Here is a 25,193-nt window from a genome sequence, read left to right on the forward strand (position 1 = left end):
CTGCTCCATCCCGCGTCCGAATATAAACTATCTTGCTTAAACAGTGCGATATAGCTTAGCTATAATACCTTGTTGCCATCATTATATTGGTAATCAATTGATACCATTACAAAATTGGTTGCGGGAGCTGGATTTGAACCAACGACCTTCGGGTTATGAGCCCGACGAGCTACCAAACTGCTCCATCCCGCGTCCGTTTAAGCGGGGCGAACTATAACGACCTAAGCTGTACTTGGCAAGTCATAATGACAATTTTATGATCGTTTGCTGGGTTAATGAGCATAAATCGATATTTTAGTCACATTCAGTCGTTTTAATCGCCAAATCCGCTATCTCTATTCTGAGTCGCTTGCCTATTGACCGAGCGATACTTGGGCTAAGGGAACGACTTATTAGTGAGAATGACCCATTTGGTGAGGCAATTTGAATTAAATTGTCTTAAAAAGAGGAGTATTTATCCAATTCAACCACATTTTCTCACTTGAACTCTTGATTAGGTATATAATGCCGACTTAATTATATCTGTGAGATGATGACTGCCAATTCCATGTTAAATTTTTTTGCTGCAGCCCCTAAGGGTTTTGAATATAGCTTAGCCAATGAGCTTAAAGAGTTTGGTGCTACTGATGTTAAGGAAAGCGTTGCGGGCGTATATTTTTCTGCTCCACTTGAGCTTGCCTATAGAATTACATTGTGGACAAGACTAGCGAGTCGCATTGTCGTGGTTATCTATAAAGGGGCTTGTGAGTCAGCCGAGCAACTTTATAACGCAGCTTACTGTATTGATTGGCCGTCGCATTTTTCTAATAAGAGTACATTCAGTATCGATTTCCATGGTACGGGTGGCTTTATCAATAATACGCAATTCGGTGCATTAAAAATTAAAGATGCAGTCGTTGACCGTTTTCGTGATGATGGCGAGCGCCGTCCTGACGTTGAACGGTTAAATGCTGAATTTAGAATTGACGCTCACTTTAGAAATAATCAATTAACAGTATCGATTAACTTTTCTGGGCCTTCATTGCATCAACGTGGGTATCGTGCCACAACAGGTGAAGCACCACTAAAAGAAAATCTAGCAGCGAATATGTTGGCCCGTAGTGGCTGGCAAGCCAAGCCAACGGATTTGCTCGACCCATTTTGTGGTAGTGGAACAGTCGTCATTGAAGCGGCATTAATGGCGTCAGATATCGCCCCTGGTTTGCAACGTGCACGTTTTGGGTTTGAGCATTGGCAACGTCATGATGACGCAGTTTGGCAAGCCGTACTACAGGAAGCTAAAGCACGTGCTTCTTTGGGCAAGACCCGTTGCCAAGTGAAGTTTTTTGCATCTGATATCGATTCTCGCTTAGTGGCATTAGCTAAGAAAAATGCTGAAAATGCCGGTGTCGCTGATTTGATCGAATTTTCCGTTTCAGATGCGCTGAATGTCACCCCACCAGTTACTGAAGGTTTTTTAATTTCTAATCCGCCTTACGGGGAACGATTAGGTAGCATCACTGAATTATTACAACTTTATTACCAACTTGGTGATAAGTTCAAAAAAGACTTTGGCGGATGGAAAATCGCCATGCTATGTAGTGACATCGAATTATTGTCAGCCTTGAAGCTTAAAGCTGATAAACAAATGAAGATGTTTAATGGTGCATTAGAGTGTGGCTTTAACTTGTACACTTTACATGCTAAAAGCACCCGTCGTGAAGCGCCTGTATTGCCAGAAGGTGTCGATATTGCTGATATTTCGCCAGCATTTGCTAATCGTATTAAAAAGAATATGAAGCAACTAACTAAATGGGCGAAAAAAGAGGGTATCGATAGTTACCGTATTTATGATGCCGATTTACCTGAATATAACGTTGCTATTGATAAATATGTCGATCACGTTGTGATTCAGGAGTATTCAGCGCCAGCCAGTATTCCAGAGGCTGTTACCAAACGTCGTCTTACTGATGTATTGCTTTCGCTTCCTGCTGCGTTAGGTATTGACCCTGATTTAGTTACCCTTAAAACCCGTGAACGTCAAAAAGGCACTAATCAATACCAAAAACTTGATGAGCAAAAGCTTGAGATTATTACCCAAGAATATAATGCGCGCTTTAAGTTAAACCTGACTGGCTATTTAGACACAGGCCTATTTTTAGACCATCGTTTAACGCGTAAATTGGTCGGCGAGAAATCTGCTGGCAAGCGTGTATTGAATTTGTTTTCTTATACGGGATCGGCGTCAGTCCATGCTGCACTTGGCGGTGCTAAGTCGGTAACGACCGTCGATATGTCTAATACCTATCTTGCTTGGGCAAAAGAGAATTTTGAGCTTAATAATCTCAATGTTAGACAATACCAATTTGAACAAGCTAACTGCATTCAATGGATTAAAGATTGCGACCAGCAATTTGATTTGATTTTCATCGACCCACCGACTTTTTCCAACTCTAAAAGAATGGAAGACAGTTGGGATGTTCAGCGTGACCACGCCGCTTTATTGGTTGATTTAATTAAGTTACTTAGCCCAGATGGTGAGATCATCTTCTCTAATAACAAGCGTAAGTTTAAGATGGACATCGATTTATTAAGCCAGTACAAAATGGATATTAAAAATATCGATAGCCAAACCTTGCCAATGGATTATAAGCGCAACCCGCATATCCATAACACGTGGTTAATTACGCATGCAAAATCTCCTTACGCTAAATAAATAGACGCAAAGAGGTATCGTTTGCAAAGCAAAACAACAGAAAGTCATTTGATTTTATATCACACAGATGGTTGTCATCTGTGTGAAATTGCTCAGGCCCTGGTTGAGCAATTAGGTATTCATTATCAACATATTGATATCTGCGATGATGAAAATCTCGCTGCACGCTATGGCGTGTCAATTCCAGTGGTATCTGTGGGTGATAAAGAGCTGTTTTGGCCATTTGATGAGTCACAGCTAACTGATTTTATTAGGAGCGTCGTTTGAGTTTAGTTCGTATTAATAATGGTTCTTTAGCGTATGGTTACACACCATTATTGAAAAACGCAGACTTTACCATTTTACCGGGTGAGCGTGTTTGTATTGTAGGCCGAAATGGTGCAGGTAAGTCGAGTTTAATGAAAGTATTGTCTGGTGACGTATTACTCGATGATGGTGAATTCAATATTGCCTCTGATGTCAATGTCAGCCGCTTACAGCAAGACCCGCCTAAAGCAGAAACGGGTACAGTATATAAGTATATTTCAGCTGGGCTTAAAGAGATTGGTGAACAATTAGATAGATACCACCAATTGTCACATGATGTGGCAACCGCCGATCCTGATGCGATGGAAAAAATGCTTAATCAAATGACTCGTTTACAAGAGTCACTTGATCATAACAATGGCTGGCACTTAGATTCTCGTATTAAACAGAATTGTGAACTGCTAGGGCTTGACCCTGATAAGCCACTTAATGAGTTATCTGGTGGCTGGCAACGTAAGGTCGCATTAGCTCGTGCTTTAGTAAGCGAGCCAGATTTATTGCTCCTTGATGAACCAACTAACCACCTTGATATTGACACCATTGAATGGCTTGAGCAGTTTTTATTAAGTTTTAAAGGCGCCATTGTATTTGTGAGCCATGACCGTGGATTTATTCACCGCATGGCAACACGGATTGTCGACCTTGACCGAGGGGTTGTCACATCTTGGCCTGGTAACTACAAAATGTACCTTGAAGGTAAGCAAGAGTGGTTACGTGTTGAAGCTGAACAAAATGCTCATTTTGATAAGAAACTAGCAGAAGAAGAAGCGTGGATTAGACAGGGCGTTAAGGCTCGTCGTACCCGTAATGAAGGCCGAGTAAGAGCGTTGAAAGCCTTACGAGTTGAGCGAAGTGAACGCTTAAATCGTCAAGGAAACGCTAAGATGAATGTCAGTGACTCAGAGCGTTCAGGTAAGTTAGTCTTCGACATTAAAAATGTAAATTACAACCTACCTGAAAAAGACTTAGTTAAAAACTTCAGTTCAACCGTGATGCGCGGCGATAGAATTGCACTGATTGGTCCTAATGGCTGTGGTAAATCAACCTTGATTAAGTTATTGATTGAGCAGTTAACGCCACAATCTGGTGAAGTTAAAGTCGGCACTAAACTTGAGGTTGCTTACTTTGACCAGTATCGTGAAGCGCTAGATCCTGAAAAAACAGTGGAAGAAAATGTTGGCGACGGTAAAAGTACTGTCACCATTAATGGCCAAGACCGCCATATTTTGAGCTATTTACAAGACTTCTTGTTTTCACCTGCCAGAGCAAGGACGCCAGTAAAAGCCTTATCTGGTGGTGAGAAAAACCGGTTATTGTTAGCGCGCTTACTGTTACGACCTGCAAACTTAATTATTCTTGATGAACCAACCAATGACCTTGATGTTGAGACACTAGAATTGTTAGAGTCTTTGCTAACGGATTTTGAAGGTACCTTACTGATTGTAAGTCATGACCGTGAATTTATTGATAATACGGTCACCAGTAGTTGGTGGTTTGCCGGTAATGGTGCATGGCACGAATATGTTGGCGGCTATAATGATGCAGTTTCTCAAGGCGCTAAATTTTATTCTGAGGAACCTGAAGCAACATCTGTTGTCATACCATCAGCACCTGCAGAAACTAAGCAAGAAAAACAGAAGAAAGTGGCTGCTGCAGCACCGAAAAAATTATCGTTCAAGCTTCAACGGGAGTTAGATCAATTACCCGCCAAAATGGAGAAGCTTGAGCAAGAAGTAGAAGAGTTACAAAATACTGTGGCTTCGGCTGATTTTTATAGCCAACCACAAGATAAAGTCAACACAGTGTTACAAGCGTTGGCAACAAAAGAACAGGAATTGGACACTTGCTTTGAACGTTGGGAAGAACTCGAGTCATTGAAGTAAGCGCATAATAACAATAGGAATTAAAATGAAGTCGAAGTTTGATAAGGCATTATCAGTCGTTGCCTTGAGTGTGCTAGGCGCTATAGGAAGTGTTCAAGCAGCACCCGTATACGAAATCGTTAATATTGAAGATTTTGATCTCAAAGGAAATGTTGACGGAACCAGCCGTGGTTATGCATTAGCTGTTAATGCAAATAATGAATTAGTTGGCGTATCAAAAGGTAAAAAGAAATTATCTGTTGATGACGAAGACGAAGATGATGTTATTGACGTTGAAGATGGTATTGCGCCTGAAGAAGCGATTGTCTATTCGGTATTTTTACCGATTGTGGCGAATAACTTCACTTTCACTGCGGAAGAAAATGACCCTGAGTCTCCATGGAATCCAAACTTTTACAGCATTAATGGTACAACACCACCAACAGAAGTTGATGATGAAGGCGAGTTAGTGGTTAACTCTGTTGATACTTATTTTTATGGTATGAACGATTCAGAAGTGAAAGTGGGTTCATACACAGCGCCAGAAAAAACCATTGATTACGAAGGCACTGACGAAGATCAAGAGTTTTGGTATTACCGAGATTTTGAACTGCGTGGCGTGGCTGTGACCGCAGACGGTACTGAGATTGAACTTGTCCCTTCATACGAAACTTATGTTCGTGAAGAAGATGACTTTGTTGTTGAGCTAGGTGGTTGGTCAGCAGCAGCTGCCGTTAACAATAATAACCTAGTCGCAGGTTATGCAAGTACTGATATCATTGAGTACAGTGCAGGTCGTATCGATGATTGTATCGACGCAAGCCAAAACGAAGATGCTGAGTTTCCAGTTCCAGTAGAAATCTGTGTTCAGGCAGATCAATACCCATCAAACGGTACACGTAATATTTCTTACCAAACACGTGCACATGTATGGCAAATTGAAGCTGATAATACGATACCTGAAGATAACATCGTAGAACTTCCATTGGGACTAACACCAGATGAAGACTCAACACTGAACTACATTGCTCAAGGTTTAGGTATCAATAATGATGGTGTGGTCGTCGGTCGCTCTCATACATACCGTAATGGTAAAGAAGATGACTTGTACCAGGATGCTGCCTACTGGCAAAAAGATAGCAATGGTGACTACCAATATAACTGGATTGATCCAGATATTTTCAGTGATACAGTTTATAGCTCTATTGCATACGATATTAACGATAACGGTATCGTGATTGGTAGCTTACAAAAATACATCAGTGGCTACTTACGTGAAAAGTTTTTCTATTACGATATTAATGATCCAGGCGCAGAAATTGTTATTCCTGATGACTTTCAAGACGGCATCTCAGATCTAACCAGCAAGCCTAAGTCGATTAACAATGCCGGACAAGTCGTCGGTAATATTGAAGTGACTTATGATAAAGATAAGCCACGTCCGAAAGCTGCCTTCTTGTTTAACATGAATGATAATGAATTTATCAATATCAATGACAATTTGACCTGTGAGTCAAAAGGTTATGAACAAGATGAAGACGGTAACTGGTCACGTCACCCAATTGAAGTGATTGATGGTGACGGCTCTATTCTTACCTATGGTTCTGAGTTTTATGTGGTAGAAGCAAACAGTATCAATGAAGAAGGTACGATTGTTGGTACTGCTTTTGTTCGTAAACCAGTTTACCAATATGATACTGATGGTAATTTGATTTTGGGTGAGAACGGTACACCATTATTTGAGATTGATGGTAATGGCGATCCTGTTACTTCATTCTTAACGCGTATGGTCGTACTTAAGCCAGCAGCAGGAAATCAAGAAGCTTGTAAAGAGTCTGACTTAGTAGAAGATGAACCATATGTACGTAAAGGTGCGGCATCTTGGGCTTGGTTGTTCAGTTTACCTTTGCTTTGGTTGCGTCGTCGAAAAGCAAACTAGCTTGAGCATTTTTTGAACAAAAAGTCGAGGTTTTTTCCTCGATTTTTTTTTCTGTTTTTTCTCAATACGTTAATTAAAATCCCATAAATTTGTCATAAATCGACATTGATCTTGTCTAAAAAAGCGCCTATTCCTAATGATGAAGCTTTGGTATTTATCGACCCAAAAGCTTAATTAACAAAACGAGGATGTGTTAATGAAAAGACAAAAAAGAGATCGACTAGATAGAGCTTTTTCTAAAGGATTCCAAGCAGGCATTGCTGGACGTTCGAAAGAAATTTGTCCTTATGGCACTTTAGATTCTAAATCACAATGGCTAGGCGGGTGGCGTGAAGGTGTTGACGGCAGGTTAAGTGGATTGTTTAACAAATAGTAAGGAAACACATATTAAAAAAGCCCTCAAACGATGTTGAGGGCTTTAAAGTAGTATCAACCTATATCTTTATCATATTTGCTCTGAGTAAGCAGTATTGGCAGCTAAAGTGTCTTTAAACTGATTAGATACTTTTATTCACGGACAATTAAAAGTTTGCTTAAAAAGTCGATGTATCTTTGAAAATACCGACTTTTAGATCTGTAGCGGAATAAATCTCGCGGCCATCAACTTCCATTGTTGCATCAGCAATTCCCATAACCAATTTACGATGTATTTTACGCTTTAAAGTTAACTTGTAAGTGACTTTTTTGGCATCTGGTAATACTTGACCAGTAAACTTAACTTCACCAACACCCAGTGCACGGCCTTTACCTTCAGCGCCTTCCCAGCCGAGATAAAAACCAACTAATTGCCACATGGCATCTAAACCTAAGCAACCAGGCATAACGGGATCACCATTGAAGTGGCAATCAAAAAACCATAACTCAGGTGTTATATCGAGTTCAGCGACGATTTCGCCTTTGCCAAATTCACCGCCATCTTCATTAATTTTGGTAATTCTGTCGATCATCAGCATATTATCAACAGGTAAGCGAGGTGAGTTAGGCGCAAAAAGGGTACCGTTACCGCAAGCGATTAGCTCTTCTTTTGTGAAACTATTAGCTTTTACCATTTAAAAATTACCACTTATTCGAGAATAGGCAGACAAGATAGCGAACACGTGTAAGCTAAACAACTCCGATCACTAGATTATCCGTAATTTAATTAAAATTCGTTGTAAAAATGACGGTTCAATCTCTTCTTCATCTTGCCCAGCCATTTTTTCTAAGCGCTGCTGAACTAAACCATAAAGAGATTTTTCAGGAAAATCATTGTCTTCATTTCTCTGGCCTGCTTCAATGTCCATTAACAAACTGATGGCCTGATCCATATGCTCAATGGCATGAATGTGGAATTTACCATTTGCAACCGCTTCAATAATTTCAGGAGACAGGTTCAGTTGTAACACGTTTGCTTTTGGAATAATGACGCTTTGTTCGCCGGTTAATCCACGTTGTAAACATAAGCGATAGAAACCTTCAATCTTTTCATTCACCCCACCAATTGCTTGGACATTACCAAATTGATCAAGTGCGCCAGTGACTGCAATCGATTGATTAATAGGTTGCTCCGCAATTGCTGACATTAGACAGCAATATTCTGCTAGTGAGGCGCTATCACCATCAATTTCTTGATAGGATTGTTCAAATACAATATTGGCATTCAAATGTAATGGCGCATCGCGGCCGAATATACGATACAAAGAGGCTGAAAGGATCATCATGCCTTTAGTATGAATGTTACCGCCTAATTCAGATTTTCTTTCAATATCGATAACTTCGCCGTCACCATAATGAACTGTTGTGGTAATTCTGGCTGGCTCACCGTAGCTTGCATCGTCGGTATCGACCACAGTTAATCCGTTTATTTGGCCTATCATCTCACCTGATGTTTGCAAATTAATGAAATTATCTGCAAAGTTTTGAGCGGCATAAAGCTCAGAGGTTTCGTGGCGACGTTTAGCTTGTTTTAAGGCTTTGGTAACTGACGTGCCGCTGACCGTTTTTGATGTTGTATAACTCGCTGCCTGAAGCATTAATTGTGATAATAAAATGCTTGATAGGCTTAAGCGTTGTTGGTGTTCAGTGAGCTTTGCACTATGCCAAAATAACGTCATTAGGGCTGAAGTTTCTAATGTAACGTCGACTTGCTTTGCGAGGCTATGTAACCACTGTAAATATTGGGCTTCAGAGTATTGGGTTAGATCTAATTCTGAATTGAGTTCAGCCAGTAAAGGGAAGTACTTTAAAAATACCGGATCTTCAGAACGCAAATGACTGAATAAGTTAGCATTACCCACTAAAATGATTTTACAATTAAGTGGAATAGGGGCAAGTTCACTGTTAATTTTGTAGCAATTATCTTGGAGAATTTGCATCACAAATTCCCAAAGCCCTTCGCGCTTCCATAATGACTCTACGTCGATGAATACATAATGGTGACTGGCTAATATTCCTGCCTTATATTGGCTAGACTTGTCAGTTTTAACCATTCTTCCGATTAGTTCAGCGCGGCGAATAGAGCCACTGAGGTAATGATATGACTTATTTTGGTTTGCAATAATACCAACTGATGCTGCAGGCAATGCTGTTTGCCATCGAAAACTAAAATCCAAATCCTCAGTGGGCGTTTTGCTGGCCACTAAATAGGAGTCAGATGGCGTATCAGCTTGCTCGACAATCGCTTTTATTAATAATTGACGATCGATACCCGCATAATCAGCCAAGAATAGATGTTGATTCTCAAGCTTAGTCATTAGCTGAAAAGCTTCGACAGCTCGCTCTTGACCTAATAGCAAATGGCTTAAGTAAACGGTACTCGGTAAAGACTGAGGTAAAGTGAATTGAGGTGCAAGTTGCGACGTCGGGATCAAAGTTGTGGTCATAGCTACAAGTATTAGAAATAATTAATTGCGATTTTAGCACACTATGTCGTCATATCATCGTCATATGGCTGAAATGATTCGTATAACAATCGCTACCGATTTTAAATAAGCCTATTCATTGGCGTTGTTAACTGCGAAATGTGGGGTTGTTTTGGTTAATTATTATCTAAAAAGACGATTTGATGACCATTTGAATAATTTTTCAAAATTTACGGTTTACAATGACCGCTGATACTTATATTATTCACGGCGTTCGGAGAGATGGCAGAGTGGTCGAATGCACCGGTCTTGAAAACCGGCATGGGTTTGTAGCCCATCTAGGGTTCAAATCCCTATCTCTCCGCCATATTTAGAGAAGCCCGTTACTGCAAAGTAACGGGCTTTTTGCTTTCTGTATTTTGAAATATTGGCAATGGGTTTGTAGCGTAATCAATGTAGGGTTCAAATCCCTATCTCTCCGCCATATTAAATACGAGAAAAGCCGTTGATTATCAATGGCTTTTTTTGTTTCTGGCGTTTGAGGGGCTTTCTGAGAGGATTGACTCAGACAATGTACCTTTATAGAGCTCCTAATAACGTGTACTTCACACGTATCTGTTTAGCCAAATCGTTACGCGATAAAGGCTTTCCTTTTGATATTAAAGTTTCTTTGTTGACTCGTGACAGAGCACAAGCGGTTATTCGCAATATCGATGTCGCAGGCACGCTGAAAAAAATCATCAATACCATAGACCATCAAACCTGTATCAATGACTTTATTCGTTATGTTGATGAAGTGATTAACAGTCTTCGCAGTGAATTTGAGAAAAACAAGTCAACCATCAGTACAAAGCCAGCAAGTTATAGCATCCCCATTAGAGACACTAAGCTGTCACAACACCGTGAAACCACGGCTGTAGCTCAAGCAATGTCCGTGGTGACGTTACATGATGCTCTAGCAGGTTTTGTTACTTCAAAAGAGAAGTCAGGCATTAGACCACTCTCTATTAAACAACTTGAACAGCGAACCTGTCACTTCATTAAGTTACTGCCAACAATCGGCAACTGGTCACCAAAAAGCACCCAAGCTATTTGCGTTAACGATATCACCTCGGCTGATGCGATGAAGTACCGTGATGAGCTACTCACACAGGGCAGAAGCTATAAAAGTAATAAAGAATACTTAGCGGCCGTATTTCAGTTTTTTAAGTGGTGCAGGTTAATGAACTACTGCAGCCATAACCCTTTTGAAAACGTGACAGTAGGGCAAAAGCCCAAAGTTAAAGCCAACCAAGAAAGAGACCGTTGGGATACGAGTGAACTAAAAAGGCTGATACATTCAGCCGAATTTAAAGCTTCAACAGCGGATTTTAAGTGGGTCACCCGATTGATGCTTTATGGCGGCCTAAGGCCATCAGAGGCGTGTCAGTTAAAGCCCAGTGACATCGTCGTAATCGAAGGTATTCATTGCATTAACGTTGATGACAGCGGCAAAGGGCAACGTATTAAGAATGCCAATGCAAGACGCAGTATTCCAATCCACCAAACCTTGATAGAGCAGGGCTTTATTGAATTTGTAAAAACACGTAAAAAACATCCCCAGTTGTTTAATTATAAACCAGTGGGGTTAGTGGAAGATTGGTCAAAGACCTATTGTAAGCACCTATCGATATTACAAACCTGCATTGGCATGAAAGCGAGTCAACGACCAACGGCTTATAGTCTAAGACACACTTTTATCGATGAGTTTAAGCGTTTGGATATCAGCGAACATATTGTGGCGCAGATAGTTGGCCACGCAAACCCAAACATCACCTACGGCCGCTATGGGAAGGATATGCAGGCTAGGGCGTTACTCAAATACATTGAGCGACTTGAATATAATATTTGATGATCGGGTGTGTTTATTCGAAAGTGATAGAGGAGTGTGTAGCTCATTTCTGCCCCAAAGTTACTTAGCGCAACAATATTGACTTGTTTCTTGCATCACTAGTGACCTACTTTTACTAATGATTAATTATACACTCAGTTTTGTCCATTTCCTTCCAACTACAATCGTGATGACCAAATAAGAAGGAGGTCATTATGGTGGTTTTCAACAAAACAAAACGAAGTGGCGTCAAAAAGCCTTTTCAGCTTGAGGAAATTTGGCTGATCAGAACCAGACTAGAGATTAAAAATAGTTTGATGCAGCTTGCGCTACTTAACTTAGCTATTGATGGCAAACTTAGAGCAAGTGACTTGCTCTCGCTCAGGGTTTGCGATGTATCTTCTCAAGGTAGGATATTCAGTCGTGTTAAGCATACTCAACGAAAAACAGACATTGAAGTTCAATTTGAAATAACGACAAAAACTCAACAAAGTCTAATGAAATGGATTTTGATTTCTGCTTTAGACGCCAGCGATTTTCTTTTTCCAAGCCTAAGACGAGAGCAACAACCAATTAGTTATTCGTACTATAGGTCCCTAGTCAGAAAGTGGGCATCAGATCTTGGGTTGGATTCTCATCTTTATGGTACTCACTCAATGAGGCGAACCAAAGCTACATTAGTCTATGAAAAAACGAAAAACATTCGAGTGGTGCAGCTTTTACTGGGACATACAAAGGTAGATAACACGATTCGCTATCTTGGTGTTGAACTAGAAGATGCATTATTACTTTCAGAAGGCACTGATTGTTAGTTGAAAGGAGCCCTATTTCTTAGGGTTCCAATTAGCTAGTCTCTGACAGTCTGTGACCCTATATGAGTCATTCCATATACTCTTAAGAGTAGGTTACTAAAAGTATACTAATTGTAATCCAATATCAGGTAACTAATATATACCGCAAGACACAAGAGACGAGGGTTTCACTTGTGTATCCAATCTATTTTTTTGCGGAGTAATTAGCTATGAGTAACGTTCTTATCATCAATGCCCACGAACCATCACCATTCTCAGAAGGTAAACTTAACGCTTCTTTGGTAGATAAAGCGGCGACATTATTAGAGCAGAAAGGTCATTCAGTTCGCATCGTAACCATGCAAGAGGAATGGGTCGTTGATGAACAGTTAGCGCATTTTGAGTGGGCTGATCGTGTTATTCTGCAATCCCCAGTAAACTGGATGACGATCCCTTGGTCTTTCAAAAAATATATGGATGAAGTATTCACTGCTGGTATGGGCGGCGTATTGTGTGCTTTTGATGGTCGCAGCGCAGAAGAGCCAACTAAGAACTATGGTACAGGTGGCTCGCGTACTAACACCAAATATATGCTTTCACTGACATTCAACGCACCAAAAGAATCTTTTGATGATCAAGATGAATTCTTATTCCAAGGTAAAGGTGTGGATGATTTAATGTTCCACATGCACGCTAACTTTCGTTTCTTTGGTATGTCAGCATTGCCGACTTTCGCTTGTTATGATGTGATGAAGAATGGCGATATTGAAAATGACTTTGCACGCTTTGAATCGCAACTTAATGAGCTATTTTAATTAACAAGACCAGTAGGGTTCGTTAATTACCTCTACTGAGAACTTAATTCAATTGGCGCGTAGTGCTACTATGGCGTAAGACTTAAACCAGATATTTGTGGCTTCTTTCAATGAATGAACCCCAGCTATCTGGTTTCTTGATTGATGAGGTTGTATGAAAGCAAGAGTAGAAATAGACCCAAAAGGGCGTAAGAATGTTATCAATGCCTGCTCTGAGCCTTGTGCGATAGAAAAAGGTATGCGGATCTTGGGTTCTAAGTGGAAGGGTTCCATCATCTACCACCTGAAAGACGGCCCAGTGAGGTTTAATGATCTTACAAGAATGTTGGGCGGAGCCAGTAAGAAGATGGTTGACCAACGCCTAAAAGAGCTAGAAAGTGAAAATATGGTGGTACGTCGCGTGATCAATGACAAGCCATTAGCGGTGAGCTACGAGCTGACAGAGTTAGGTACAAGCGCTCTGACGATTCTTGATGAATTGAGGAAGTGGTCTGAAAGTAACAATGTTCAGATTAAATGATGTGCCGCTCAACAGTGTTGGCTATAACAATCACTGACAACCGAATTAAAAAAGGCAGCCTGTTACGAGGTTGCCTTTTTTAATTCTTACCTTTGAAGGCTTGAGGCTTAGTAGTCTAGCGTGCCTCGGATTGGGTAATGGTTGTTTGGATCGCGAATCCAGGCCAAACCACGAGTTAATGCGCCAAGCTCTGGTCTTACAAATGGGTTGTTTGATAGGTCAACGACATGGACATCGCCGTGCTCATTGACGACAAATAGCCCTGGTTCTGCAAAGTTATGGTCCGTTTCTGCTTCAGAACGCGGTAGAGAAATATAAAGTCCTAACGTCTTCATTTGTTGCTCAGTTAGGCCATAAGCAATTGGGAAGCTGATATCGAGCTTTTCTAGATGTTGCTCTAATTGTTGCTTTGAATCACCAGAGACAGCCAACATATCAACGCCTGCATCGCTGAAGGCCTGTTTGTAGATCTCAATTTCATTAAGGTATTTGGTGCAAAGTGGACAATGCTTACCACGATAGATAAACACCGCTTGCCATGTTGCATCACCTTGAGGTTGGCCTAGCTTGACTTTGGTTCCATCCAGCTTTGTTGCCTCTAATGTAGGAAAAGCGTCGCCCGCTTTGAGTTTTTGTGAGTATGTCATCTCGGCTCCTGTGATTGAAGTCACAACTAATTAGAAAAAGATAAGACACTAAGTAATAAGTTGCAACCAGTATACTTTTAGTAACCTAGTTATGGGCGTGAGAATGTCTACCTCGTCTGGATGAAAACGGCAAAGCATTATTCTGCATCCGCCTTAGCCATCAGTTCAGATAGGATTTGTTTATAACCTTCAACTGGGTGCGCCCCAGAAACGCCAGACTCACGGTTGAAGACGACTGTTGGCACACTTGAAACACCCATTTGCTGCCATTGTTTCTCTGCGTTACGTATCGCACTGCGTCGCTGTGTGTCGTCGAGCCGACGCATTCCTTCTTCAGCATCAAGACCTACAGAGATAAGCTCTTGCTTTAAGGTGTCACGATCAGAGACATCTTTCTGTTCACTGAAAAATGCCGAGAACAGACGTAATTTTAGCTCAGTCTGTTTGCCAAACTCTTTGGCGTAATCAAGCAGAATGTGGGCATCAAACGTATTCACCATCTTCATGTTATCAAAGTAGTTGAATTCAAAGCCATGCTCTGCGCCAATGCCAGTAATGCGAATACGAGCATTCTTACTCTCTTCAACTGTACTGCCATATTTGCGTGCAACGTGCTGACGAAGGTTTTCTCCCTCAGCAGGCATATCAGGGTTCAATTCAAAAGGTTGCCACTCAATCTCGACCCGATCTTCAATGCCAAGCTGTTCGATCGCTGCTTTTAAATGATTGTATCCGATGATGCACCACGGGCAGACAACATCACTAATAATGTCGAGCTTAATTGTATTATTCATATGAGTTTCCTACTCAAAGCACTGCGCACACGCGGCAAGCAGTGCTTTGATTTGCGTTTGCTTATCTTTGACTGCGTTTAACGTTCGCTAGGGTGCGTCCACGCAAACTTCTGGAATGGCGCATCGGGTTCAGTATGTGCGAGTGCATTAGTGAAGTTTGAAATAAGCTTAGCAGACAAGCCAGTCAGCACTTCCAGCGCTTGACGTTTAGTAAATCCAGCGTCGATGAATACTTGCAGTCTTTCATCACCAATATGACCACGGTTATCAAGCAGCTCTTTGGTAAAATCATGCAACGCTTGTAGCTTCACATCAGGAATCGTAGTACCTTCGCGCAGCGCTTCAATCACTTCATCTGGCATTTTGCCTGCTTTCATCATCCATGTATGACCCGGAACGCAGTAGTGACAGTTGTTCTCAAAGTTTGCTGTCATGAAGACCACCTGCTGCTCTAGCGGGCTAAATGTTGTGTTCTTCATAAACAGTTCGAAAACCGTATTGTATGCTTCGTACGTCGCTGGTGCTTCAGCAAGAACAGCGTGCAGATTTGGTAGCATGCCAAAGCCTTTAAGAGACTGTTCTACCAGAGCTTTAGACTCTTCAGGCGCAGTTTTTGCGTTGTAATAAGTAAATTCAGTGCTCATGGTTATCTCCTTAAAAGTTAGTGTCGAGGTGTGCTTCAAAGCGAGTGAAGTCACTTTCGATGTCACCGTTTTTCATTACGTCATAACAAGCAAACGTTGGCAGTGCAGACATTCCAAAGAAACGGAAGTTTGCGTGCATGTGGAACATCAAATCATCAACGCTGCGACCTTGGAATAGGTATTCGTTTTCATCATTAAATGACTCTTCAGGTGCATTGAATGTGAAAGACAGCATGTATTTTGTGTTAGTGCGAGTGCCGCCCGTACCGTAGTTCTTCTTCGGTTCTTCTGCGCTGCGACCATCAAATGCACATAGCGCCCCCCCCATACCAGCGGTGAATACCTCATCCATGTATTTTTTAAATGACCATGGAATCGTCATCCAGTTAACAGGAGACTGAAGGATTACGCGGTCTGCCCATTCAAAGTGTGCCAGTTGCTCATCAACGACAATTTCTTCTTGCATGGTAACAACGCGAACTTGATGACCTTTTGACTCTAACGTGGTGCGAGCTTTCTCGACTAAAGCAGAATTTAGCTTGCCTTCAGAAAATGGAGATGGCTCGTGTGCGTTAATGATTAGAACGTTACTCATGATAATTAACCCTTCAATGAATTGACTGTTTTACAAAGCGAAGATGATTTCGCTGTCTTGCGGTTTATTATGGTTACCTAGAATTAGACTGCAACTAGTTAACTTTTAGTAACCACTGTAATTCTCAGTGAAATTAACAGTAAGTTATTGTTTAATAGTTTTTTTGTTTTTTTAAGGTTAAGGGGGGGCGTAGGTAAGCAGAAATAGGTTACTAAAAGGATACTACTTGAAATATCTCAGGAGGTTACCATAATAAACCGCATAAACAGAATAGAGTGCCAATCTATAGGACGTAACTGTATGGATTTATCCCCAAAACACCCATTGTGGCGCAAACCAAAACATCATCTTGATGCCGATAGCAGCAGTGATCATGTGCATTGGATTGAGCTTTTTTACGATTTAGCCCATGTGGTATCGATTTTTGTTCTTGGGAACTTCTTAAGCCATCACCTTGGCTTTGGCGGTTTTGCAATTTTCGCTGCACTGTTTACCGTGATCTGGTTTGCGTGGTTTGACTTAAGCCTTTTTAACTCCATTTATGTCAGCACCGATGTCCAGCACCGTTACATTATGGCGGCTCAGATTGTCACCATTATGATCATGTCATCGGCTATTGTGCATATTGACGGCGCTGGTTGGGCTTACTTTGCGATAGGTTACGCGATAAACCGAGCGATAATGTCGCTGCTCTATTTCAGGGCTAAAACGGTCGAAGATAGTGAGACTTGTCTACCAAGTCGCATGTCACGAAACTTTGCCATTGGCTCAGTCATCTTCCTTATTAGTGCGTTTCTTCCTGCGCCATATAGCTACATGGTATTTGCTGCCGGGATGGGGGTTTTAGCGGTGTTGTATGTTGCTCCAAAAGTTGGCGTACTTTACAGCAAACGATTCTTACCGCGCTTTGGCCATATGGCGGAACGTTTTGCACTGCTACTACTAATCGTTGCTGGTGAGGGCTTTTTTAAGCTTGTCATCACTCTTGCAGAAAAGGGCATCGATAATGTGGTGGGTGATGTGTTTGTTAATTACGCATTTGGTGGTCTCTCTATTTTCGTTTTATGTTGGATCTATTTTGACTTTGTTGGCAACGGTAAGCCGCGTGATCATGAGCCAAAAACACTGGTTAAATGGACGATTTCTCACCTGTTCTTGATGCTTTCTGCTGTCATGATAGGTGTTGCACTGTCAGCGGAAGTGAAGATTGGCTTCATGGATCAATACCCATCCCAATATGCGTTGATTGGTTGTTTAGGCTTGGCAACATACCTGTACTGCTTGCTTCAGATTCAAAACGTGATTGAACTTCGCACTGCCCATCGTTTTGCTACTGCGAAAGTTCGTTATATCGGTATTGCGCTGTGCTTCGTGACGCTGGCTATCGTACCGTTTGTTCCTTCAATTGTAGCTAATGTCGTATGGGGAGCCGCGCTGTTCTCTCAGATCCTCATTCCAGTGAGAAGCGCATTTAAAACCCTGACTCAAGAAGCTAATCAAGAAGCTGGGCAAGAGCACGATTAAGCCCCTTTGTTTGAACCGCAGGGCAGTTCTACTTTGCGGTTCAATGGATAGCCATTATGTATCGACCAAAAGTACCGGAACAAATCACAAGCTTTCAATTGGCAGTCTTAATGCTGTCTTTGTTTGTTGTGATCTCTTTAACCGTTGAGCTGATCTTTAAGTTACCGCCAGAAATTATCCAGATACTGATTTACGTAGATACCTTTATTTGTGTGATCTTTTTTATCGACTTTGTGCAGCAATATCGTGCTGCGCCATCAAAGCTTGAATACATGAAATGGGGCTGGCTTGACCTTATCTCTTGTATTCCATTAATGGAGATGAACCAATTTGCTCGTTTGATTCGTGTGTTTCGCCTAATCCGTGCAATTAAATCTGTCTCTATGATTTCTCATGCAATCAATGCGAACAAAGCGTCCACGTCACTACATTTTATGGTGGTGACTTCATTGATGATGATGGTGTTTGGCTCGATTTACATCCTCTATCTTGAGAAGGACATGCCGGGTGCCAATATTCACACCGCTGGCGATGCGTTTTGGTGGACATTCGTCACCATCACAACGGTTGGCTACGGGGATTTTTTCCCTGTGACACTAGAAGGGCGCATTGTAGCCATTATTTTAATCACCACCGGCGTTGGTATGTTTGGTAGCTTTACCGCCGTTCTCGCCTCTTGGATCATGGACACTTCTAACGAGCGCAAGATGGAGGTTCAGATCTTAGAAGAGGTGAATACTCTCAGAGCAGAGGTTCGGGAATTGAAAGTAATACTAAAACAGCAAGCTGAAAGAAATGAGTAGTCTGCTATCATGCGACTAGACTTGCCATACTTGTAGTTATTCATGAGTTGCTAATATTTAACTTTTCGTAACTCATTTTTGTCCAAAGGTATGCTGGCGGTAGCATGTAACGCAAAAATGCCCTCAATGAAATGAGTTCTATTGCTTGAAAGTCGTGCGCCACTGAACCGGCGATACATGAAAAGCAGATTTAAAGTGCTTTCTAAATACACTGTCAGAGCCAAAACCCGCTTGCTCTGCAATTTGAGGTATCGATAGTTTCGTGGTTTCTAATAGACGTTGGCTAAACACCAAACGTCGATTTTGCAGCCATTCACCAAATGTACAACCATAGGTGGATTTAAACTGGCGTGTAAAGGTACGTTTACTCATCGCACAGCGCTCAGCGAGTTCATCTAGTGAATGAGACTGATTGAGACTCTGCTCAACCTGCTCAATCACAAGGTTAATACTTGTCTCTGTGAGGGGTTTTATGTTGACTGGTGCTGGTATGTATTGTTGCTGCCCACCATTACGAGATGGTGCAGTCACCATCTTACGAGCGAGATCATTCGCAAGCTCACTACCACACAAACGGCGCACTATGTGCAGACAGCAATCGAGTGAAGCTGCTACTCCAGCAGAGGTGATGATAGTCTCATGTTCAACAAATAGAGGGTTTGGGTCAAAATTCACCTTAGGAAATTGCTGCTGAAATTGTTCGGTAAATGCCCAGTGGCTTGTGGCTCGTTTGCCATCGAGAACGCCAGCACACGCGAGAACATAAGAACCAAGGCAGAGCCCTACCAGCAACTTCCCTTTATCATGATGATCTATTAACGCCTCTAGAAGTCGCTCACTTGGCTCTGGCAGGTCATTTGGCCAGCTTGGAATAATTATAATATCGGCTTCTTGGGTAGCACTTAGATCGCTATCGACCACCACACCAAATCCAGAGCTTGTTTCAAACCGTAAGCTGTTTTCGCTACAGATCCTCAAGTTAAACCGAACCGGCTGACCGAAAAAGATATCTTGAAACACCAGACAGGGCACAGAGAGATGAAAAGCACTGATGCCTTCAAAGGCTATCATAGTAATTTTAATTAACTCGCTTGATTTGTTCATGAGTGTCTCGATTTGCGCGAACGTTGACTTTCAAGACAGTATCATAAGAAGTCGTAAAGTAGCATACTAAATCGTATAGAGAACATGACTTGTTAGTGAGTTTAGAGAGGCATTATGAAGATCCACCACCTACGTAGCGCAACTTTTATCATTGAATCTGGCGAAACATTTATCCTTATTGATCCTATGTTGGGGAAAAAAGGCTCTATGCCTCCGTTTTCAGTCATTAAGGCTAAGGCCGCGAAAAATCCAACCGTTGAGATGCCAAGTAATGCCGATGAGCTACTAAACAAGGTTACTCATACCTTAATTACTCACAGTCAAACACTTGGTATCAAGGCATTACAACATGGAGATCACCTAGATCCGGCAGGTGAGACGTTTTTAACAAGTCGTAATATCCCAGTTGCGACACCAGCCAAAGATAAGGCTTACCTAGAAAAATACGACTTAACGGTAAATTGGGGAATTGAAGACTGGCAAACTATCGACTTTCTAGACGGAAAGCTCACCGCGGTTCCGGCTTTGCACGGCCATGGATGGATTCACAAGGTAATGGCTAATGGTGTTGGATTTTTCTTGGAGCTCCCCAATGAGCCTTCTATTTACATTAGCGGTGATACAGTTCTAACCGATGATGTAAAACGAGCGTTGACTGAGTTGAAACCTGATATCACAGTAGTCGCGGCAGGTCGTGCTCGTATGGACGTTGGTCAACCGTTATTGATGTCTATTGATGAAGTGATGGAGTTTATCCGTCTTTCCCCTAACAAGGTGATTGCGAACCATATGGAGGCACTAAACCACTGTGCAGTGACTCGACCAATTCTTAAAGAAGCAATTGATAAAAACGGTTTGTCAGATAAAGTCCTTATTCCTGCTGATGGTGAGACCTTGGAGTTTTAGATACCTGAACTAATCCGATGACTCTCGATTTAAGTAAATAATCTAAATGATTTTTGTCCATAAATGAGTTAGTACTTAACTAATTTTAAGAATTCTATGCATGGAATTACCATGTTTAATCATTAAGAATGTTGACTTTTTTGCCATTCAGAAATATAGTCAATCATAGTTAGCAATTGCAGCTTCTATTTACATTGTTTAGTTGCAAACAATTGAAACTAAACGACTAATTTTGAATTTAATACGGAAGCCTTGGGTTCAAATCCCTATCTCTCTGCCATATTTATCGAAAGAGCCCGCTAGCAATAGCGGGCTTTTTGCTTTCTAGAATTTGAGTGAGTTTGATTAGAGAGTTAAAAGGTTTGTAGCGCATCAATGTAGGGTTCAAATCCCTATTTCTCTGCCATATTTAGAATAGCCCGCTATTTTGTAGCGGGCTTTTTGCTTTCAAAAATTGGAATTAACGGGCTTTGCGTTTTTTATAAATGGCCACATATGTGTTGGATTTTGTATCTTGATTGATTAGGGTAACTATTCAAACCGTTAAGGAACTATCTAACTTATCTAGGAGCAAGTTTGTCAGTTATAAGTCAGCAATTAGCAGAGCATTATATATGGGGAAATAATTGTGATGGTTGGCATCTGGTGAAATCAAAGCAATTAAGCGTTATCCAAGAGCGTGTGCCGCCAGGTAGCTTTGAATCTCGACACTTTCACCAGAAATCAGAGCAGTTTTTTTTCGTTTTATCGGGTATAGCAACGATAGAAGTGGAAGGTGAAGTATTGACTGTTAATCCGTTGCAAGGGATTCATGTCGGTGCTGGTAAAGCCCACCAATTAAGTAATCAACATAATAGTGAGTTGGTATTCACGGTGACCTCTACGCCACCAAGTCATGGGGATAAGATAGAACAAGGTTAACTTTATAAAACTATTTGTAGAATGAGTCGCTTGTTATTAATTATTATTAACTTTATGTAGTTGTCTGATTTTTATAGTTTATTTATTCTTTGTCCTGAGGGGGAGTCTTATTACTCTAAAAATTGAGTGTTAACTTGTAAGTGATTGCCTATAATCGCTTTACATCATTAAGGAATAGCATTGTGATAACCCGTGGCTTAGCATTTATAGTGTTATTTTTATCGTTGAGTTTATTCTCCACGATGATTGCTGCCGAGGGAAACCCAGCTTTACACGTTTCTGGGCCTTCAATAAGTTATCAAGTTAGCCATATTAATCCCATTGTGAATGATGTCGCTTTACCCACAGAGCTTGAAACCAGCTTTAATCAAACTCACATTGAGCCTGTAAAAGATTTGCCACTTATCAGTGACATTGAGCGCTTTGATTTTCTCAATGATTTTCGCCGAGTCGTGAGTCATGATAACCGCGCAGGTATCGGCGAAAAACCCAATTACTCCCTTCTCATCGCTTTTTTTGAACCGATGATTTTTAATCGCTATATTGCTCCAATCTCAACTCCCAAGTTTGTTAATCACTGGACCAGCCAGCTGAGCTCCGCAATATCCCGTGTTTCCGGTTGGAAAGATGGCAATAGTCTGTATAGCCATAATCATCAACGTCTAGCTTAATTTCTTTGGCTTGAAATCCGATATTTATCGGAACTTTACCGTGCGCTTTTGATTATTGAACCGCGAAGCTCCTTTTAGGAATGCCATGCGTTATCAATAAGCTCGAACAGTGCTTTGTGTTTTGTATTGTCAGAGAATTTATTGTGAACAAAAAACAACACCAACCTCTAAATCGTAATGCGATTTGGAAATATATCGTGCTGAGCGTCAGCATCGTGATTTTATTTTTAAGCGCTTTACCTTCATGGTACGGCGAACAGGCTTCAGTACATATTAAGCACCCTAACCAAACTATTGATGTTCTCGCTGTGTCGAAATATCTCACTCAGGCCGATATAGCAACAACTGCTATCCATCAAACGAATGGACAAACGATTATTGTATTACAAGATGATAATCAACAAGCTAAAACAAAAGATGTTATGGAGCAGCACCTCATTGAGGGTGAAGTTATTGCACTAGCGATAGAACCTTCAGCGCCTGATTGGCTAACCAACTTAGGCTTTGCGCCAATCAAGTTAGGTTTGGATTTACGTGGTGGAGTGCAATTCTTACTTGATGTGGATATGGAGCCTGTTTATCACGCCCACCGGCAGGTGGTTATGGATGAGTTTCGCGCTAAAGTCAGAGGCTCAACAGGTCGCCATGTCGATGATAGCGTTTATTTAAGTTTTAGGTCGCCAGAAAGCTTACAAAAGGCGATTTCAGTTGCTCGTGAAGAGTTTCCGCAATGGCAAAGAGCAGTCAGTAATAATCAATTAATATTGAGTCAAACCGAAGAAGAAAGAGACGCGTTACGTGCATCTACAGTGCTACAAAATTTACAAATTATGCGCAGTCGAATTGAACATTTAGGGATTACTGAAGCATCGGTACAAAGACAAGGTCAATCAAGAATAAGGATTGAATTACCTGGCGTACAAGACCCAGCTGCAGCTAAGGACGTTATTGGCGCAACCGCATCATTATCATTTCATAGCTTAGTCAGTGAACGCTCACCCGGTGCATTAGTTATTGATGATGAAAATGGTAAGCCTGTTTACCTCAATAGAAACGCTATCTTCGGTGGTGAGCATATTATTGATGCAAGGGCTAGCATTGGTGAGATGGGACTGGCAGAAGTGAATTTAGTGCTCGATTCTGCAGGGGGGAGAAAAATGTCCCATCATTCTCGGGCAAACATTGGCCAGCCTATGGCAACAGTTTATAACGAGTACACACAAGGTCGAGATGGTACTAGCATTAAAAACAGTGAGGTCATTAGTGTTGCAACGATTCAAGCGCAGTTAGGTAGTCGTTTTCAGATCACAGGTAGTGGAAATCTTGCTGAGGCACAGCAACTTGCCTTGTTGTTAAGTGCAGGCTCGCTAACTGCACCTGTCACCATTGTTGAAGAACGTACCATAGGACCAACTCTTGGAGCTGAAAATGTTAAGAACGGCTTTGCTGCTTTAGCATTAGGTTTGGGGTTAACACTGACGTTTATCGCATTATGGTATCGCCGTTTAGGTTGGGTTGCTAATTCAGCATTGTGCATTAACTTAGTCATGTTAGTGGGGTTAATTGCTTTAATTCCTGGCGCAGTACTCACTATGCCAGGTATCGCAGGGTTAGTACTTACTGTAGGTATGGCCGTTGATACCAATGTGCTTATTTTTGAGCGTGTTAGAGACAAAATGAAACAAGGTTACAGTTTTGCTCAATCTATAAACACAGGCTTTGATAGCGCTTTCTCTTCCATTTGGGATGCTAATTTAACCACTATGATTGTTGCTATCGCACTCTATTCGATTGGTAATGGTCCTATTCAAGGTTTTGCACTTACATTGGGATTAGGTCTTCTAACCAGTATGTTCACTGGGATCTTTTTATCTAGAGTCATCATTAATCTTATTTGGGGACGCGATCAGCGTCGTATGGTTAAAATATAATGAAAAAATTAATTGAGAGATTGTCTTTAACGGCGCCAACATCAATATTGACCCAATTACGATGCTTTATGACAGGGGTATCTTTAATATTATTAGTCGTTTCAATGACGATTATAGGCGTTAAAGGGTTTAACTGGGGGCTCGATTTTACTGGTGGAGTAGTGGCTGAAGTCGCGATTGACCAAACCGTGGCAAGTAGTGAGTTAAAAGCGCATTTAGATAAAGTGCTTAAACAAGATGTGCAAGTGACTCAAGGCGCGCAAGCAGGTCAGTGGACAATCCGTTATAACCATGATGAATTACCCGATCTCAGTATTACGCAACAGCTGTTACCAGTCAGTGATTCCGTGCAAGTATACAGCAACAGTGTTGTTGGCCCACAAGTTGGACAAGAAATGGTTGAACAGGGGGGCTTAGCGGTCATTGCATGCTTATTATTAATTATGGTGTATTTGAGTATGCGGTTTGATTGGCGATTGGCATCAGGTGCTTTAATGGCGTTGATCACGGATATTGTTATCGTATTGGGCGTGTTCTCTCTATTTCAATTGGAGTTTAACTTAACGGTATTGGCGGCCTTATTGGCGGTGCTTGGTTACTCATTGAATGACTCAATCATTATTGCTGATAGAGTGAGGGAGTTGATGAGAATGCGCCCTGAATCTAAGACGGCTCCTATTATTGATGACGCTGTTAAAGCAACGATTTCAAGAACTTTAGTCACATCGGGGACAACATTAGTCACTGTATCAAGCCTTTGGCTTTTGGCTGGCGACAGCTTGCAAGGCTTCTCTGTTGCATTATTCGTCGGGATCGTTTGTGGAACCTGTTCATCTGTGGCATTAGGAGTAACGTTACCACAATGGTTTGGTTTAAAAGCGAGTGATTATATTGTGCGGCCAATAGAGGTTGAAGAAGGCTACACTTAAGGTATTACGGCGTTAATGTTTAGCGTTTAAAAAACCAGCCGTTTGGCTGGTTTTTTATGAAGACGAATGGAGTGTAACCTATCTTA

General features: G+C 41.4%; 23 protein-coding genes and 2 tRNA genes. 17 read left to right on the plus strand and 8 right to left on the minus strand.

Annotated features, from left to right (window positions below; translation table 11 throughout):
- Positions 1–115 precede the first annotated feature (115 nt).
- Positions 116–192 (minus strand) — tRNA-Met (locus tag AB4128_RS12495).
- A 355-nt stretch (positions 193–547) separates the two neighbouring features.
- Here AB4128_RS12495 and rlmKL point away from each other — a divergent pair.
- The 5 genes from rlmKL (at position 548) to rmf (ending at position 7,175) form a co-directional block, all read left to right on the plus strand.
- Entirely contained in the window at positions 548–2,695 is a 2,148-nt protein-coding gene (gene rlmKL / locus AB4128_RS12500) for a bifunctional 23S rRNA (guanine(2069)-N(7))-methyltransferase RlmK/23S rRNA (guanine(2445)-N(2))-methyltransferase RlmL (protein WP_055023169.1), read from the plus strand.
- Positions 2,696–2,716: 21 nt separating this feature from the next.
- The gene (locus AB4128_RS12505; RefSeq protein WP_055022984.1) at positions 2,717–2,962 is read left to right on the plus strand and encodes a glutaredoxin family protein; all 246 of its coding nucleotides are present in this window, start codon (positions 2,717–2,719) and stop codon (positions 2,960–2,962) included.
- Positions 2,959–4,884, plus strand: a complete 1,926-nt coding sequence (locus tag AB4128_RS12510; RefSeq protein WP_055022983.1) for an ABC transporter ATP-binding protein — start codon at positions 2,959–2,961, stop codon at positions 4,882–4,884. Before AB4128_RS12505 ends, AB4128_RS12510 begins: the two co-directional genes overlap by 4 nt.
- A 25-nt stretch (positions 4,885–4,909) precedes the next feature.
- Positions 4,910–6,802, plus strand: coding sequence for a DUF3466 family protein (locus tag AB4128_RS12515; protein ID WP_372037849.1), 1,893 nt, complete (start codon positions 4,910–4,912; stop codon positions 6,800–6,802).
- Between the two features lie 196 nt (positions 6,803–6,998).
- A complete protein-coding gene (gene rmf / locus AB4128_RS12520) occupies positions 6,999–7,175 on the plus strand; it encodes a ribosome modulation factor (protein ID WP_055022981.1) in 177 nt (58 codons plus the stop codon).
- Between the two features lie 160 nt (positions 7,176–7,335).
- Here rmf and fabA read toward each other — a convergent pair whose 3' ends face one another.
- Both fabA and AB4128_RS12530 read right to left on the minus strand, forming a co-directional pair.
- Positions 7,336–7,851: a bifunctional 3-hydroxydecanoyl-ACP dehydratase/trans-2-decenoyl-ACP isomerase gene (gene fabA, locus AB4128_RS12525; RefSeq protein ID WP_055022980.1), complete on the minus strand. Its 516-nt coding sequence runs from the start codon at positions 7,849–7,851 to the stop codon at positions 7,336–7,338.
- Between the two features lie 72 nt (positions 7,852–7,923).
- On the minus strand, positions 7,924–9,663 hold the full coding sequence (locus AB4128_RS12530) for an AAA family ATPase (RefSeq protein ID WP_372037852.1): 1,740 nt from the start codon (positions 9,661–9,663) through the stop codon (positions 7,924–7,926).
- Between the two features lie 255 nt (positions 9,664–9,918).
- On the opposite strand from AB4128_RS12530, the gene AB4128_RS12535 reads away from it, so the two are divergent.
- From AB4128_RS12535 to AB4128_RS12555, 5 genes are all read left to right on the plus strand, one after another.
- A tRNA-Ser gene (locus tag AB4128_RS12535) sits at positions 9,919–10,009 on the plus strand.
- A 204-nt stretch (positions 10,010–10,213) separates the two neighbouring features.
- The gene (locus AB4128_RS12540; RefSeq protein ID WP_372037854.1) at positions 10,214–11,533 is read left to right on the plus strand and encodes a tyrosine-type recombinase/integrase; all 1,320 of its coding nucleotides are present in this window, start codon (positions 10,214–10,216) and stop codon (positions 11,531–11,533) included.
- 194 nt (positions 11,534–11,727) lie between these two features.
- Positions 11,728–12,324, plus strand: a complete 597-nt coding sequence (locus AB4128_RS12545; RefSeq protein WP_372037856.1) for a tyrosine-type recombinase/integrase — start codon at positions 11,728–11,730, stop codon at positions 12,322–12,324.
- A gap of 209 nt (positions 12,325–12,533) precedes the next feature.
- Complete coding sequence (locus AB4128_RS12550; RefSeq protein ID WP_372037858.1) at positions 12,534–13,118, plus strand: NAD(P)H-dependent oxidoreductase; 585 nt, start codon at positions 12,534–12,536, stop codon at positions 13,116–13,118.
- 154 nt (positions 13,119–13,272) lie between these two features.
- The gene (locus AB4128_RS12555; RefSeq protein WP_138241251.1) at positions 13,273–13,638 is read left to right on the plus strand and encodes a helix-turn-helix domain-containing protein; all 366 of its coding nucleotides are present in this window, start codon (positions 13,273–13,275) and stop codon (positions 13,636–13,638) included.
- Between the two features lie 107 nt (positions 13,639–13,745).
- On the opposite strand, the gene AB4128_RS12560 is transcribed toward AB4128_RS12555, so the two are convergent.
- The 4 genes from AB4128_RS12560 to AB4128_RS12575 form a co-directional block, all read right to left on the minus strand.
- A complete protein-coding gene (locus AB4128_RS12560) occupies positions 13,746–14,285 on the minus strand; it encodes a redoxin domain-containing protein (protein ID WP_372037860.1) in 540 nt (179 codons plus the stop codon).
- Between the two features lie 137 nt (positions 14,286–14,422).
- Positions 14,423–15,079, minus strand: coding sequence for a DsbA family oxidoreductase (locus AB4128_RS12565; protein ID WP_372037862.1), 657 nt, complete (start codon positions 15,077–15,079; stop codon positions 14,423–14,425).
- A gap of 77 nt (positions 15,080–15,156) precedes the next feature.
- Positions 15,157–15,723 carry a carboxymuconolactone decarboxylase family protein gene (locus tag AB4128_RS12570; protein WP_372037863.1) on the minus strand — a complete coding sequence of 189 codons (567 nt, stop codon included), beginning with the start codon at positions 15,721–15,723 and terminating at the stop codon, positions 15,157–15,159.
- Between the two features lie 10 nt (positions 15,724–15,733).
- Positions 15,734–16,318 carry an NAD(P)H-dependent oxidoreductase gene (locus AB4128_RS12575; protein ID WP_372037865.1) on the minus strand — a complete coding sequence of 195 codons (585 nt, stop codon included), beginning with the start codon at positions 16,316–16,318 and terminating at the stop codon, positions 15,734–15,736.
- A 300-nt stretch (positions 16,319–16,618) separates the two neighbouring features.
- On the opposite strand from AB4128_RS12575, the gene AB4128_RS12580 reads away from it, so the two are divergent.
- Both AB4128_RS12580 and AB4128_RS12585 read left to right on the plus strand, forming a co-directional pair.
- On the plus strand, positions 16,619–17,842 hold the full coding sequence (locus AB4128_RS12580) for a low temperature requirement protein A (RefSeq protein WP_372037867.1): 1,224 nt from the start codon (positions 16,619–16,621) through the stop codon (positions 17,840–17,842).
- Positions 17,843–17,898: 56 nt separating this feature from the next.
- The gene (locus tag AB4128_RS12585) at positions 17,899–18,645 is read left to right on the plus strand and encodes an ion transporter (RefSeq protein WP_372037869.1); all 747 of its coding nucleotides are present in this window, start codon (positions 17,899–17,901) and stop codon (positions 18,643–18,645) included.
- A 138-nt stretch (positions 18,646–18,783) separates the two neighbouring features.
- On the opposite strand, the gene AB4128_RS12590 is transcribed toward AB4128_RS12585, so the two are convergent.
- Positions 18,784–19,749: a GlxA family transcriptional regulator gene (locus tag AB4128_RS12590; protein ID WP_372037871.1), complete on the minus strand. Its 966-nt coding sequence runs from the start codon at positions 19,747–19,749 to the stop codon at positions 18,784–18,786.
- Positions 19,750–19,863: 114 nt separating this feature from the next.
- On the opposite strand from AB4128_RS12590, the gene AB4128_RS12595 reads away from it, so the two are divergent.
- The 5 genes from AB4128_RS12595 (at position 19,864) to secF (ending at position 25,107) form a co-directional block, all read left to right on the plus strand.
- The gene (locus AB4128_RS12595) at positions 19,864–20,655 is read left to right on the plus strand and encodes an MBL fold metallo-hydrolase (RefSeq protein WP_055023922.1); all 792 of its coding nucleotides are present in this window, start codon (positions 19,864–19,866) and stop codon (positions 20,653–20,655) included.
- Between the two features lie 576 nt (positions 20,656–21,231).
- Positions 21,232–21,576 carry a cupin domain-containing protein gene (locus AB4128_RS12600; protein WP_055023921.1) on the plus strand — a complete coding sequence of 115 codons (345 nt, stop codon included), beginning with the start codon at positions 21,232–21,234 and terminating at the stop codon, positions 21,574–21,576.
- 182 nt (positions 21,577–21,758) lie between these two features.
- A complete protein-coding gene (locus AB4128_RS12605; RefSeq protein ID WP_055023920.1) occupies positions 21,759–22,247 on the plus strand; it encodes a hypothetical protein in 489 nt (162 codons plus the stop codon).
- Between the two features lie 140 nt (positions 22,248–22,387).
- Positions 22,388–24,178 carry a protein translocase subunit SecD gene (gene secD / locus AB4128_RS12610; protein WP_372037963.1) on the plus strand — a complete coding sequence of 597 codons (1,791 nt, stop codon included), beginning with the start codon at positions 22,388–22,390 and terminating at the stop codon, positions 24,176–24,178.
- Positions 24,178–25,107 carry a protein translocase subunit SecF gene (gene secF, locus AB4128_RS12615; protein WP_372037874.1) on the plus strand — a complete coding sequence of 310 codons (930 nt, stop codon included), beginning with the start codon at positions 24,178–24,180 and terminating at the stop codon, positions 25,105–25,107. Before secD ends, secF begins: the two co-directional genes overlap by 1 nt.
- Positions 25,108–25,193: the final 86 nt, after the last annotated feature.

Origin of the sequence: Shewanella sp. 10N.286.52.A9 (genome assembly GCF_041468985.1) — a bacterium.
Lineage (GTDB): Bacteria > Pseudomonadota > Gammaproteobacteria > Enterobacterales > Shewanellaceae > Shewanella > Shewanella japonica.